At 69.3% G+C, this 13,026-nt stretch carries 8 protein-coding genes; 5 read left to right on the forward strand and 3 right to left on the reverse strand.

Annotated elements, in window-relative coordinates; translation table 11 throughout:
• Positions 1 to 338: 338 nt before the first annotated feature.
• Genes E5S69_RS04640 through pdeM form a run of 4 tightly spaced genes read left to right on the forward strand, consistent with a single transcriptional unit; the run spans position 339 to position 6,521 of the window.
• A complete protein-coding gene (locus E5S69_RS04640; protein ID WP_171513812.1) occupies positions 339 to 1,445 on the forward strand; it encodes a ligase-associated DNA damage response exonuclease in 1,107 nt (368 codons plus the stop codon).
• Positions 1,442 to 3,115 carry an ATP-dependent DNA ligase gene (locus E5S69_RS04645; protein WP_171513813.1) on the forward strand — a complete coding sequence of 558 codons (1,674 nt, stop codon included), beginning with the start codon at positions 1,442 to 1,444 and terminating at the stop codon, positions 3,113 to 3,115. The genes E5S69_RS04640 and E5S69_RS04645 overlap by 4 nt, the downstream gene beginning before the upstream one ends.
• On the forward strand, positions 3,112 to 5,817 hold the full coding sequence (locus tag E5S69_RS04650) for a ligase-associated DNA damage response DEXH box helicase (protein ID WP_216621197.1): 2,706 nt from the start codon (positions 3,112 to 3,114) through the stop codon (positions 5,815 to 5,817). Before E5S69_RS04645 ends, E5S69_RS04650 begins: the two co-directional genes overlap by 4 nt.
• Entirely contained in the window at positions 5,814 to 6,521 is a 708-nt protein-coding gene (gene pdeM, locus E5S69_RS04655; RefSeq protein WP_171513814.1) for a ligase-associated DNA damage response endonuclease PdeM, read from the forward strand. Before E5S69_RS04650 ends, pdeM begins: the two co-directional genes overlap by 4 nt.
• Here the strand turns inward: pdeM and E5S69_RS04660 are convergent.
• Positions 6,506 to 7,279, reverse strand: coding sequence for an SDR family NAD(P)-dependent oxidoreductase (locus tag E5S69_RS04660; RefSeq protein WP_171513815.1), 774 nt, complete (start codon positions 7,277 to 7,279; stop codon positions 6,506 to 6,508). The genes pdeM and E5S69_RS04660 overlap by 16 nt on opposite strands.
• A gap of 706 nt (positions 7,280 to 7,985) precedes the next feature.
• On the opposite strand from E5S69_RS04660, the gene fusA reads away from it, so the two are divergent.
• Positions 7,986 to 10,049 (forward strand): elongation factor G, encoded by a 2,064-nt coding sequence (fusA, locus tag E5S69_RS04665; protein WP_171513816.1) that lies wholly within the window; start codon positions 7,986 to 7,988, stop codon positions 10,047 to 10,049.
• A 101-nt stretch (positions 10,050 to 10,150) separates the two neighbouring features.
• On the opposite strand, the gene boxA is transcribed toward fusA, so the two are convergent.
• Together boxA and boxB are read right to left on the reverse strand one after the other, a co-directional pair.
• Positions 10,151 to 11,431: a benzoyl-CoA 2,3-epoxidase subunit BoxA gene (gene boxA / locus E5S69_RS04670; protein ID WP_171513817.1), complete on the reverse strand. Its 1,281-nt coding sequence runs from the start codon at positions 11,429 to 11,431 to the stop codon at positions 10,151 to 10,153.
• 143 nt (positions 11,432 to 11,574) lie between these two features.
• A complete protein-coding gene (gene boxB / locus E5S69_RS04675) occupies positions 11,575 to 13,002 on the reverse strand; it encodes a benzoyl-CoA 2,3-epoxidase subunit BoxB (protein WP_171513818.1) in 1,428 nt (475 codons plus the stop codon).
• Between the last annotated feature and the right edge of the window lie 24 nt (positions 13,003 to 13,026).

The following is a 13,026-nucleotide window of genomic DNA, read 5'->3' on the forward strand; positions in this document are numbered from 1 at the left end:
GCATGCTCTCTCTGCCGCCAGTCGCGATCGCACCCCTCGCCCGCTTGCGGGGGAGGGGTGGGGAGAGGGCCAGAGCCCCCACGAAGTGACCCGCCTCGCTACCGCCAGCGCCCGCCCTCACCCCTGCCCCTCTCCCGCACGCGGGAGAGGGGAGCAAACTACCGGCGCCTTGCGCTGAAACGGGCCTCACCGGCCCGGCCTTTTGTCAGACCCCCACCGACACCCGAACCAGCCCCCACCGCCTCCACGCCCGGCGCAACGCCGCAGTATGATGCCCAAGTCTCCCTCCGCGGGAGCATCGCGGCCACGCCCCGGCCGCAGTGCATCAGGAGGCACGCTTGGACCCGATCCGGCAGCTACCACCCGAACCCGCCAGCCCCGGCGACCTGATCGTCGCCCGGCCGGAAGGCCTCTATTGCCCGCCCGGTGACTTCTACATCGATCCCTGGCGCCCGGTCGAGCGCGCCGTCATCACCCATGCCCATTCCGACCACGCCCGCTTCGGCCATGCGCACTACCTGTGCGCGGCGCCCGGACGCGGCGTGCTGCTGGCGCGCCTGCCCGGGATTCACCTGAATACCCTGCGTTACGGCGAACGCATCAGGCACCACGGCGTCACGCTGAGCCTGCATCCGGCCGGGCATGTACTGGGCTCCGCGCAGGTGCGGCTGGAGCATGGCGGGCAGGTCTGGGTCGCCTCGGGCGACTACAAGCTGGAGGCCGACGGCACCTGCGAGCCATTCGAGCCGGTGCGCTGCGACACCTTCATCACCGAAAGCACGTTCGGCCTGCCGATCTACCGCTGGCCCGCCCAGGCCACGCTGATGGCGGAGATCTTTGGCTGGTGGCAGGCCAATGCCCGGGCCGGGCGCGCCAGCATCGTCTACGCCTACACCTTTGGCAAGGCGCAGCGCATCCTGCACGGCCTGCTGCGCCATGCCGGCGCCGACGGCATGCCTGGCCCGGTGATCGTGCACGGCGCGCTGACGCAGCTCAATGCCGCGTATGCCGAGGCCGGCGTCGAGTTGCCGCCGACGGCGCTGGTTTCCGAACTGCCCGCGCGCAGCCCGCTGCTGCGCCAGGCGCTGGTGGTGGCGCCGCCGTCGGCGCAGCGCTCGCCGTGGCTGCGTCGCTTCGGCGATGCCTCGGATGCCTTCGCCAGCGGGTGGATGCAGTTGCGCGGCACGCGCCGCCGGCGCGGCGTCGACCGCGGCTTTGCGTTGTCCGACCATGCCGACTGGCCGGGGCTGCTGCGGGCGATCAGCGCCACCGGTGCCGGGCGCATCATCGTCACCCATGGCAACGTGCCGGTGATGGTGCGCTATCTGGGCGAACGCGGCTGGCAGGCGCAGGCTTTCGACACCGAATACGGCGACGACGATGAGGCCGCGCGCCCGGACGCGCCGGCGTCCGCCGAAGCGGGCGAGGAACAGGGCGCCACATGAAGGCCTTCGCCGATCTTTACGCCGCGCTCGACGGCACCACCTCCACCAAGGCCCGGCTGGCCGCGCTGGTCGACTACCTGCGCGCCGCGCCGCCCGCGGATGCCGCCTGGGCGGTCTATTTCCTGGCCGGCGGCAAGCCACGCCAGATCGTGCCGGTGGCGCTGCTGCGCGACCTGGCGCGGCAGGCCGCCGACCTGCCCGACTGGCTGTTCGAAGAAAGCTACCAGGCCGTCGGGGATCTAGCGGAAACCATCGCGCTGCTGCTGCCAGAGCCGCAGGACGCCGACCACGCCGGCCTGGCCGAATGGGTCGAGCAGCGCCTGCTGCCGCTGCGCGGTTTGCCGCCGGAAACGCTGCTGCCGCGGCTCGACGCGCTGTGGCGCCCGCTCGATGCGCATGGCCGGCTGGTCCTGTTCAAGCTGATCACCGGCGCCTTTCGCGTGGGCGTGTCGCGGCTGCTGGTGACGCGTGCGCTGGGCGAGGTGGCGGGCATCGACCCCAAGCGCGTGGCCGAGCGCATGGTCGGCTATACCGACCTGTCGGCCCGGCCCGACGCGGCGCGCTTCCTGGCCCTGCTGGCGCCGGAGGATGAAGACGACCGCGCGCTGCGCGCCAGCGGCCAGCCGTATCCGTTCTTCCTGGCCCACCCGCTGCAGGCCCCGCCGGAGCAGTTCGGCGCCGTGCTGGGCGCGCCCGGCGCGTGGCTGGTCGAGTGGAAGTGGGACGGCATCCGCGCACAACTGGTGCGGCGCGGCGGCCAGACCTGGCTGTGGTCGCGCGGCGAAGAACTGATTACCGAGCGCTTCCCGGAACTGCAGCAAGCCGCAGCGCCGCTGCCGGACGGCACCGTGCTCGACGGCGAGATCGTGATCTGGCAGCAGGGCCGGGTGCAGCCGTTCGCGCTGCTGCAACAGCGCATCGGCCGCAAGACGCTGGGCGCGAAGCTGCTGCGCGAGGCGCCGGCGATCCTGATGGCGTACGACCTGATCGAGTGGCAGGGCGAGGACTGGCGCAGCCGGCCGCAATCCGAGCGCCGCGCGCGGCTGGAACGGGTGGTGGCCGATCACGTCCACCCGGCGCTGGAACTGAGCCCGCTGGTGGAAGCCGACGACTGGGAACACTATGCCCGCCTGCGCGATGCCTCGCGCGAGCTCGGGGTGGAAGGCTTCATGCTGAAGGCGGCCAGCGCGGCCTATGGCGCCGGCCGCACCAAGGATGTCGGGGTCTGGTGGAAGTGGAAGATCGACCCGTACTCGGTCGATGCCGTGCTGGTCTACGCGCAGCCCGGCCATGGGCGCCGCGCCAGCCTCTATACCGATTTCACCTTCGCGGTCTGGAACGGCCCGCCGGGCACGCCGGGGCGCGCGCTGGTGCCCTTCGCCAAGGCCTATTCCGGACTGACCGACGCCGAGATGCGCGCGGTCGACGCCATCATCCGCCGCACCACGGTGGAGAAATTCGGCCCGGTGCGCAGCGTGGAACCGACGCAGGTCTTCGAGCTCGGCTTCGAAGGCATTGCCCGCAGCGGGCGCCACAAGAGCGGCATCGCGGTACGGTTTCCGCGCATGCTGCGCTGGCGCACCGACAAGCCGATCGAAGAGGCCGACACGCTGGCCACGCTCGAAGCGCTGCTGCCGGCCGCCGGCACGCCGCGGGAGGATGCGGCATGAACCCACCCCGCAGCGCGCGCCAGCCGGCGGTGCCTTCCATCGACCCCGCCACGCCAGCCGCGCAGCCGCTGACCGTCGGCCAGGGCATGCAGGCGCTGTTCGACGCGCGCGGCTGGGAGCCCTTCGCTTTCCAGCGCGAAGTCTGGACCGCGATCGCGCGCGGCCAGAGCGGACTGCTCCATGCCACCACTGGCACCGGCAAGACCTATGCGGCATGGCTAGGCGCGCTGATGGCGTTCGCCACCCCGCGCGCGGCGCCAGCGCACGACAAGCCCGCGCCGCCGCTGACCGTGCTGTGGCTGACGCCGATGCGCGCGCTGGCGGCCGACACCACGCGCGCGCTGCAGGCGCCGCTGGCCGAGCTTGACGTCGACTGGACCGTCGCGCTGCGCACCGGCGACACCGGCAGCGCCGAGCGCGCGGCGCAGCAGCGGCGCTTCCCCACCGCACTGGTGACGACGCCCGAGAGCCTGACGCTGATGCTGACGCGCGCCGACGCGCACGACACGCTGCGGCGCGTGCGCATGGTGGTGGTCGACGAATGGCACGAGCTGCTCGGCAACAAGCGCGGCGTGCAAGTGCAGCTGGCGCTGGCCCGGCTGCGCCAATGGCAGCCCGCGCTGATGGTATGGGGGCTGTCGGCCACGCTGGGCAACCTGCCACACGCGGCCGACGTGCTGTTGAGCGGCGTCCCCGGCGAGCGGCGCGTGCTGGTGCATGGCCATACCCCCAAGAAGCTGGTGATCGACACGCTGCTGCCCGACAACGTCAGCCGCTTCCCGTTTGCCGGCCACCTGGGGCTGTCGATGCTGCCGCATGTGGTGGAAGAACTGGCGCACAGCAGCACCACGCTGGTGTTCCTCAATACGCGCTCGCAGGCCGAGCTGTGGTACCAGGCCCTGCTCGACGCGCGGCCGGAATGGGCCGGCGAGATCGCCCTGCACCACGGCTCGCTCGACCGCGCGGTGCGCGAATGGGTCGAGCTGAACCTGAAGAACGGCGCCCTGCGCGCGGTGGTGTGCACCTCCAGCCTGGACCTGGGCGTCGACTTCCTGCCGGTCGAGCGCGTGCTGCAGGTGGGCTCGCCCAAGGGCGTGGCGCGTCTGCTGCAGCGCGCCGGGCGTTCCGGCCATGCGCCCGGGCGCGCCTCGCGGGTCACGGTGGTGCCCACCCACAGCCTCGAGCTGGTCGAGGCCGTGGCCGCGCGGCACGCGGTGCAGGCCGGGCGCATCGAGGCCCGCGAGTCGCCCGACAAGCCGCTCGACGTGCTGGTGCAGCATCTGGTGACGGTGGCGCTGGGCGGCGGCTTCCGCCCTGAAGCGTTGCTGGCGGAAGTGCGCTCCGCCTGGGCCTACCGCGGCCTGACCGACGACGAATGGCAGTGGTGCCTGGACTTCGTGCGCCAGGGTGGTGCCACGCTGTCGGCCTATCCGGACTTCCGCCGCGCCGTGCCCGACGATGAAGGCATCTGGCGCGTGCCGGACGCGGGGCTGGCGCGGCGCCACCGCATGAGCGTCGGCACCATCGTCAGCGACGCCACCATGCAGGTGCGCTACTGGAGCCGCGCGGGCACCGGCGGCGCTTCGCTGGGCTCGGTGGAAGAAGGCTTTATCGCGCGGCTGGCACCGGGCGACTGCTTCCTGTTCGGCGGCCGGCTGCTGGAGCTGGTGCGCGTGCAGGAAATGACCGCATTCGTGCGCCGCGCCACGGGCAGGCGCCCGGTGGTGCCGCGCTGGAACGGCGGCAAGATGCCGATGTCGACCGAACTGGCCGAAGCGGTGATCGACACCCTCGCCGCCGCCGCGGCGGGGCAGCTGGACCCGCGCACCACGCCCGAGCTGCCGCTAATCCAGCCGCTGGTGGACCTGCAGGCGCAGTGGTCGGCACTGCCCTCGCGCCACACCCTGCTGGCCGAGTCGCTGCAATCGCGCGAAGGCTGGCACCTGTTCCTCTATCCGTTCGCGGGGCGCTCGGTCCATCTTGGGCTGGGCAGCCTGCTGGCGTGGCGGCTGGGGCAACAGGTGCCCGCCACGTTCTCGGTGGCCGTCAACGACTACGGGCTGGAACTGCTGGCGTCGGCGCCGGTGGACTGGGGTCACTGGCTGCCACAGGTCCTGGCCGACGAACGCCGGCGCGACCTGGCCGCCGACGTGCTGGGCAGCCTCAACGCGGGCGAGCTGTCGTTGCGCCGCTTTCGCGAGATCGCCCGCGTGGCCGGGCTGATCTTCCAGGGCTATCCTGGCGCGCCCAAGAGCGCGCGCCAGTTGCAGGCGTCTTCGAGCCTGTTCTACGAGGTCTTCCGCAAGCATGACCCCGGCAACCTGCTGCTGGGCCAGGCCGAACGCGAGGTGCTGATGCAGGAGCTGGATGCGCACCGGCTCGCCGCGACGCTGGAACGGCTGGCGGCGCTGAAGCTGGACCTGCACGCGCTGAAGCGCCCCACGCCGCTGTCGTTCCCGCTGGTGGTGGAATTCCTGCGCGAGAAGCTCAGCACGGAAAAGCTCGCCGACCGCATCGCACGGATGCTGGCCGATCTGGAACTGGCTGCCGGCCCGGAGCCTGGCGAGGCTGCGGGCATGCCGGCCGAGGCAGTAGCAGAAGCCGCGCGCTTTGGCATGGCCGACCATGCCGGCCCGTCCGCCCGCAGCGCGCGCCGACCGCGGCGCCCGCGCAAGCCGTCGAGGCCGTTGCCGCTGCTATGAACGTCGATGCCCGCACCTTGCAGGACGGCGGCGCGCTGGCCGTGTCGGCAGCCGGCGAAACCGTGTGGCTGCTGCCTGAACATGCCCTGTGGTGGCCGGCGGCCGGCATGCTGATGGTGGCGGACGTGCATTTCGGCAAGGCCGCGGCCTTCCGTGCGCTGGGGCAGCCCGTGCCGCACGGCACCACCGGCGACAACCTGGCGCTGCTGACCCGCCTGGTGCGGCAGCTGCCGGTCGATGAACTGGTGTTCCTGGGCGACTTCCTGCACGCGCGCGCATCGCGCACGCCATCGGTGCTGCAGGCGCTGTACGACTGGCGCCAGGAATTGCCTGCGCCGTTGCGCTGCACGCTGGTACGCGGCAACCATGACGCGCGCGCCGGCGACCCGCCCGCGTCGCTCGAGATCGACGTGGTGTCGGAGCCGGCCGTCGCCGGCCCGTTCGCGCTTTGCCATATGCCCGGCGCTTCGCCGCTGGGCTATGTGCTGGCCGGCCACCTGCATCCGGCCTGTCGCCTGCGCGGCAGCGGCGCCGACAGCCTGCGCCTGCCGTGCTTCCTGTTCGGGCCGCGCGGCGCCATCCTGCCCGCCTTCGGCGCCTTCACCGGCCATGCCACGGTGCGGCCGCAAGCCGACGAGCGCGCGTATGTCGTCGGCGGCGGCAAGGTCTGGCCGGCAAGCCCGGCGCGTCAGAACAGGGTATAGCCGCCGTCGATGACGAAGGTATCGCCGGTGTGGTAAGCCGATGCCGGGCTCATCAGGTAGACCGCGATGCCGGCAAAGTCGCTGCCCTCGCCCCAGCGGCGCATCGGCACGCGCTTGTGCACCATTTCCTGGAAGGCATCGTTGCCCTGCGCCGCGCTGGTCATCTCGGTCTTGATCCAGCCGGGCAGGATCGAATGGGCACGGATGCCCTTGCGCGCGTACTCGACCGCAAGACCGCGCATCATCGAGATCACGCCGCCCTTGGTCGCGGCGTAGTGTTCCGAGCGCGGCGCGCCTTCTATCGCCGCCACCGAGGCCGTGCTGCACAGCACGCCGCCCTCGCCCTGCACCAGCATCTGCCGGACCGCCGCGCGCAGCGTGAAGAAGGCGCCGTCCAGGTTGACCCGCAGGGTCCGGCGCCAGGCCTCGGTCGCCATCTGGTCGAACGGTCCCTTATTGCCGCTGCCAACACCGGCGTTGGCAAAGCAGCCGTCGATGCGGCCCAGCGCCGCCACCGTGCGCGCCATCGCGGCATCCACCGCGTCCTCGTCGCCCACATCGCAAAGCTCGGCATGCACCTTGCGCCCATGCGCGGCGAGGCGGTCCGCTGCGGCAGCGTTCTTTTCCGCGTTGGTGCCCCAGATCGCGATATCGGCACCGGCCGCGGCCAGCCCTTCGGCAATGCCCAGGCCGATGCCGCCGTTACCGCCGGTCACCAGTGCCACCTTGCCGGTCAGGTCGAACGGATGCTTGCTCATGTCTGTCTCCTCGGATGGTTTTGTCGCTGTCTTGGCCGGATATTGTGGGACGGACCGGCGCAAAAGCTCGTCGTCGGATCAGATGAAATTGGACTGCGGCGGGTGAAACAGGACTGGCGCCCTCGTAAGGGCGCAGCGGTTTTACGGGGACCAGGCGCGGGCGGCGGGCAGCCGGGCCCGCGCCGGCCACGCGATGCGGCCTAGCGCAAGCCGAAGAAGCTGAGCACCGCAAGGATAATGACTACGGCCCCAACCAGCCAGACGATATTCATGACAGCTCTCCTTGTTCCAAAGTCTCGGCGCTGCTGAGGTCGAAATCCGACCGAAGCCGTGACGCAGGGGGAAACGCAATGTCATGGCTTCGCGCCGGCGATATGCATCGCTGACAGGAACTCCGCAACAATCGTGCCCTCGCCGGCGGTGCCTTGGGCGACCCTCGCGCGCGCGTTCTGCGCCGGCGCGAGCGATTCAGGCGGGCAGGCCGCCCCGGGATTACACGGCAGGGTGCGGCCAAATTACAAACACCCGGGAGCAGGCCCGGCGTGCGCCATGTTGCAGTGCGTTAGGTGCGCAGAGCGACTGTCACACCACTTGTCGAGGGCGCTGCGCCCAACTTGGCGCAGTGCCGGCCACGCACCTATGTCGCTTCCGCCGAATTTCGCCAATAATGCCCAGAGAGTCATTGCCGGACGAACCGAGAGCCACCATGCACGATAGTCCCGATGCCATCCGCACCGTCGCCCTGCTTGGGCACGCAGGCAGCGGCAAGACCTCGCTGGCCGAGGCGCTGCTGCATAAGGGCGGTGCGGTGCACACGCCCGGCACCATCGAACGCGGATCCACCGTCTGCGACAACGATCCGCTCGAGCGCAAGTACAAGCGCTCGCTCAGCGCCGCGGTCGCCCACCTGCACTACCGCGACACCCGCATCTACCTGATCGACACCCCGGGCTACCCGGATTTCTCCGCGCACGCCATCAGCGCGCTGGCCGCGGTGGAGACCGCGGCCATCGTCATCAATGCGCAGACCGGCATCGAGATGACCACGCGCCGCGCCATGGCGTGGGCGCAGGCGCGCCAGTTGTGCCGGATGATCATCATCAACGGCATCGACGGCGAGAAGGTGGACCTGCCCGCGCTGCTGGCGGAGATCCAGGAGGCCTTCGGCAAGGAATGCCTGCCCATCAACCTGCCGGCCGACCACGGCGGCAAGGTGGTCGACTGCTTCTTCAATCCGGCCGGCGAGTCGGATTTTTTATCGGTCGCCGCCGCGCACGATGCGCTGATCGACCAGGTGATCGAGATCGACCCAGAGCTGATGGAGCTGTACCTGGAGCAAGGCGAGGCCATCACCCCGGAACAACTGCACGCGCCATTCGAGCGCGCGCTGCGCGAAGGCCACCTGGTGCCGATCTGCTTTACCTCGGCCGCCACCGGTGCGGGCATCGACGCCTTGCTGGACGTGTTCGTGCGGCTGCTGCCCAATCCCACCGAAGGCAACCCGCCGCTGTTCTACCGCTCCACCGGCGAGGACGCCGAGGGCACGGAACAGCGCAAGGCGGTGCGCGCCGAACCGGTGCCGGACAAGCATCTGCTGGCGCATGTGTTCAAGGTGGTAATCGATCCCTACGTGGGCAAGCTGGCGGTGTTCCGCATCCACCAGGGCACGGTCACGCGCGACAGCCAGCTCTATATCGGCGAGGGCCGCCAGCCGTTCAAGGTGGCGCACTTGCTGCGGCTGCAAGGCAAGGAAACCCAGGAAGTGCCGCGTGCCGGCCCGGGCGATATCTGCGCGGTAGCCAAGGTCGATGAACTGGGCTTCGACGCGGTGCTGCACGACGCCACCGAAGACGGCGATATCCACCTGATCCCGCTGGAGTTCCCCACCCCTATCTATGGCCTGGCGATCGAGCCGGCGCGGCGCGGCAACGAGCAGCGCCTGGCCGAGGTCCTGCACAAGCTCAGCGCGGAAGACCCATGCCTGCGCGTGGAGCATCCGGCCGGCACCAACGAGACCGTGGTGTTCGGCCTGGGCGAGTTCCACCTGCGCTGCGCGCTGGAGCGGCTGACCGAGCAGTACAAGCTGGAAGTGGCGACCCGCCCGCCCAAGATCGCCTATCGCGAAACCGTCGGCGCCAAGGCCGAGGGCCATCACCGCCACAAGAAGCAGACCGGCGGCGCAGGACAGTTCGGCGAGGTGATGCTGCGCGTCGAACCGCTGGCGCGCGGCGCGGGCTTCGACTTTGTCGATGCGGTCAAGGGCGGCGCGATTCCCGGGCAGTTCATCCCGGCTGTCGAGAAAGGCATCCGCCAGGCGCTGGACAGCGGCCCACTGGCAGGGTTCCCGATGCAGGATGTGCGGGTCACCGTGTATGACGGCAAGAGCCACCCGGTCGATTCCAAGGAAGTCGCGTTCGCGACCGCGGGGCGCAAGGCGTTTATCGATGCGGTGCTCAAGGCCAGGCCCAGCGTGCTCGAGCCAATCGTCGATATCGAAGTCACGGCGCCGGGCAACGCCATGGGCGACATCATCGGCGACCTGTCGACCAAGCGGGGCCAGGTCCATGGCACGCGCACCGCGGCCGGCAACGCAGTGATCGTCGCCGGCCAGGTGCCGCTGTCGGAGCTCAACGACTACCAGTCGCGGCTGAACAGCATCACCGGTGGCCACGGCAGCTATACCATCCAGTTCAGCCACTACGACAACGTGCCGCCGGCGCAGCAGGAGAAGATGGCGTCGCGGCACAAGGCGCAGCTAGATACGGATTGAGGGTGCCGGGCTGACGGCTTGCTCCCCTGGCCCTCTCCCAAAGGGAGAGGGGAAACAACTTGCGTGGGGCTAGCGTAGTCGCTCGCTCTAAAGGCGTTGGTTCAATACGTCTCCAGGTGCAAGCGCCCATCGCGCTTGAGTCCCTCGGCCAGCGGCTCCCAGTTCAGCCCGGCCTGCTGCGCCACATCGCGCAGCGCCAGCACCACGCCCTCTTCCATGCTCTTGAGCCCGCACACATAGAAGCAGGTATCGGGCGATGCCAGCAGCGCCGCGAGGTCGACCGCGCGCTCGCGCATCAGGTCCTGCACATAGCGCCGGGGCTGTCCCGGCGTGCGCGAGAACGCCAGGTTGATGTCGATGAAATCTCTCGGCAGGTTCTGCAGCGGGCCAAAGTACGGCAGCTCTTCGCGCGTGCGCGCGCCGAAGAACAGCATCAGCTTGCCGCCGTCAAACTTCCCCGCCTTGCGCAGCCGCCGGCGCCATTCCGTCATCGCCCGCATCGGCGCGCTGCCCGTGCCGGTGCAGATCATCACGATATTGGAGCGCGGGTGGTTGGGCATCAGGAAGCTGGCGCCGAACGGGCCGATCACTTCCACCTTGTCGCCAACCTTCAGGTCGCACATGTAATTGGACGCGACCCCGCGCACGGGATTGCCGTCATGGTCTGCCAGCACCCGCTTGATCGTCAGCGACAGGTTGTTGTAGCCGGGGCGCTCGCCGTTGCGCGGACTGGCTACCGAGTACTGGCGGGCATGGTGCGCGCGTCCGCCGGCATCGGTGCCTGGCGGGACAATGCCGATCGACTGGCCTTCGAGCACCGGGAACGGGGTGGTGCCGAAGTCCAGCACGATATGGTGGGTGTCGTACTCGCGCCCGACCTCGGTCACGCGCACGTTGCCGGTCACGGTGGCGGTGATGGTCTTCTGCGCGGATCTGGCGCCATACAGGTTAGTGTAGGCATGCGCGGCCGACCACGGCGGCACGGTGGCGCCATGGCGGGCGCTGTTGAAGGTTTCATCGCTGCTGCCGGCCAGCGGCGATGCCGCGAGAACCTCGGGTGCCGCCGCCTGCATAGCGGCACCAGGCACCATGTCGGCAAGCTGCTCGGGCGAGAGTTGGTCCGGCAGGGCGTCCCAGCTCAGCTGCTCGTCGATGCTATAGGCACGCAGCTTCGGCATCTCGCGCCAGTTGTCGATCGATCCCGTCGGACACGGCGAAATGCAGGCCATGCACAGGTTGCACTTGTCGGCATCGACCACATAGTTGCGCGAGTCGTGCGTGATCGCGCCCACCGGGCAGGTGGCTTCGCAGGTATTGCAGCGGATGCAGATCTCGGGATCGATCAGGTGCTGCTTGATGACTTGAATTTCTGCCATATCCATGGCGGTCTCCACAGGATGAGGGGCGCCCGGGGTGAGGGTCGTTGATGCCGTGGCGCTTCGTGGATGCGCCTGCCCTCTCCCCCGGCCCCTCTCCCGCAAGCGGGAGAGGGGAGCAAACAGGGAGCGATGGTTAAGACCGTGGCTCAGTTGAAGCGCACGTACTCGAAATCCACCGGCTGGCGATTGATGCCCATCACCGGCGGCGCGATCCAGTTGGCGAACTTGCCGGGCTCGACCACGCGGCCCATCAGGCTGGCGACGAAGGCACGGTCGCCCTCGGTGGGCAACCACTGGTCGCGGAAGTCGCGCCATTCGGCGTCGGAGATCACGCGGCCGTCTGGCGAAACCTTCACGCCGGCCAGCGCGCCGATATTGCGGTGGAAAGCCTTGTGCGGGACCTTCAGGCGGAACGGGATGCCGGCCTTGTCGATGACCTTGTTCCAGCGCTCGATGCCGGCCATGCTGTCCTTGATGTAGTCGTCGCGCAGCACTTCATTGAGCGCGTTGAGCATCGGCACTTCCTTTTCCGTCAGCTGTCCGTTCTGCGCCTGCAGCACGCGGTAGGTCTGGCCCTTCAGCACATGGTCGTCCATGCGCTTGCCTTCCTCGTAGCGGCCTTTCAGGCCGGTACTGTAGAAGGTCGCGGCGTTGCTGGACTCGTCGGCGCCGAACAGGTCGATGGTGACGCTGTAGTGGAAATTCAGATAGCGCTGCAGCGTCGGCAGGTCGATCACGCCCGCCGCGCGCAGCCTGGCCGGATCGTCGGTCTTCAGTTCGTTCATCACCTGGCAGGTGCGCTGGATCACGCGCGACACGCCGGACTCGCCCACGAACATGTGGTGGGCTTCCTCGGTCAGCATGAATTTGGTCGTGCGCGCCAGCGGGTCGAACGCGCTCTCGGCCAGCGCGCACAGCTGGAACTTGCCGTCGCGGTCGGTGAAGTAGGTGAACATGAAGAACGACAGCCAGTCGGGCGTCTGTTCGTTGAACGCCTGCAGGATGCGCGGGTTGTCCTGCTGCCCGCTGCGGCGCTCGAGCAGCGCCTCGCCTTCCTCGCGGCCGTCGCGGCCGAAATACTTGTGCAGCAGGTAGACCATGGCCCACAGGTGGCGGCCCTCTTCCACGTTCACCTGGAACAGGTTGCGCAGGTCGTACATGCTGGGCGCGGTCAGGCCGAGGTGGCGCTGCTGCTCGACCGACGCAGGCTCGGTATCGCCCTGCGTCACGATGATGCGGCGCAGGTTGGCGCGGTACTCGCCGGGCACGTCCTGCCACGCGTCCTCGCCCTTGTGGTCGCCGAAGTGGATCTTGCGGTTGGCCTCGGCCGGGTTCAGGAAGATGCCCCAGCGGTAGTCCGGCATCTTGACGTGGCCGAAGTGGGCCCAGCCCTGCGGGTCCACGCTGATCGCAGTGCGCAGGTAGATGTCATGCTGGTGCGAGCCTTCCGGGCCCATGTCGTTCCACCAGCTCAGGTAGTTGGGCTGCCATTGCTCGAGCGCGCGCTGCAGGGTGCGGTCTTCGCTGAGGTTGACGTTGTTGGGGATCTTGTCGCTGTAGTTGATGCCGGACATGGTGGTCTCCGTGGTGCGGGCGAT

This window comes from Cupriavidus necator, from assembly GCF_013141915.1.
Lineage (GTDB): Bacteria > Pseudomonadota > Gammaproteobacteria > Burkholderiales > Burkholderiaceae > Cupriavidus > Cupriavidus necator_B.

Excerpts from the sequence above, each read along its gene's own strand:
- E5S69_RS04645 (WP_171513813.1), top strand. The coding sequence starts at position 1,442 with ATGAAGGCCTTCGCCGATCTTTACGCCGCGCTCGACGGCACCACCTCC.
- E5S69_RS04650 (WP_216621197.1), top strand. The coding sequence starts at position 3,112 with ATGAACCCACCCCGCAGCGCGCGCCAGCCGGCGGTGCCTTCCATCGAC.
- pdeM (WP_171513814.1), top strand. The coding sequence starts at position 5,814 with ATGAACGTCGATGCCCGCACCTTGCAGGACGGCGGCGCGCTGGCCGTG.
- E5S69_RS04660 (WP_171513815.1), bottom strand. The coding sequence starts at position 7,279 with ATGAGCAAGCATCCGTTCGACCTGACCGGCAAGGTGGCACTGGTGACC.
- fusA (WP_171513816.1), top strand. The coding sequence starts at position 7,986 with ATGCACGATAGTCCCGATGCCATCCGCACCGTCGCCCTGCTTGGGCAC.
- boxA (WP_171513817.1), bottom strand. The coding sequence starts at position 11,431 with ATGGATATGGCAGAAATTCAAGTCATCAAGCAGCACCTGATCGATCCC.
- boxB (WP_171513818.1), bottom strand. The coding sequence starts at position 13,002 with ATGTCCGGCATCAACTACAGCGACAAGATCCCCAACAACGTCAACCTC.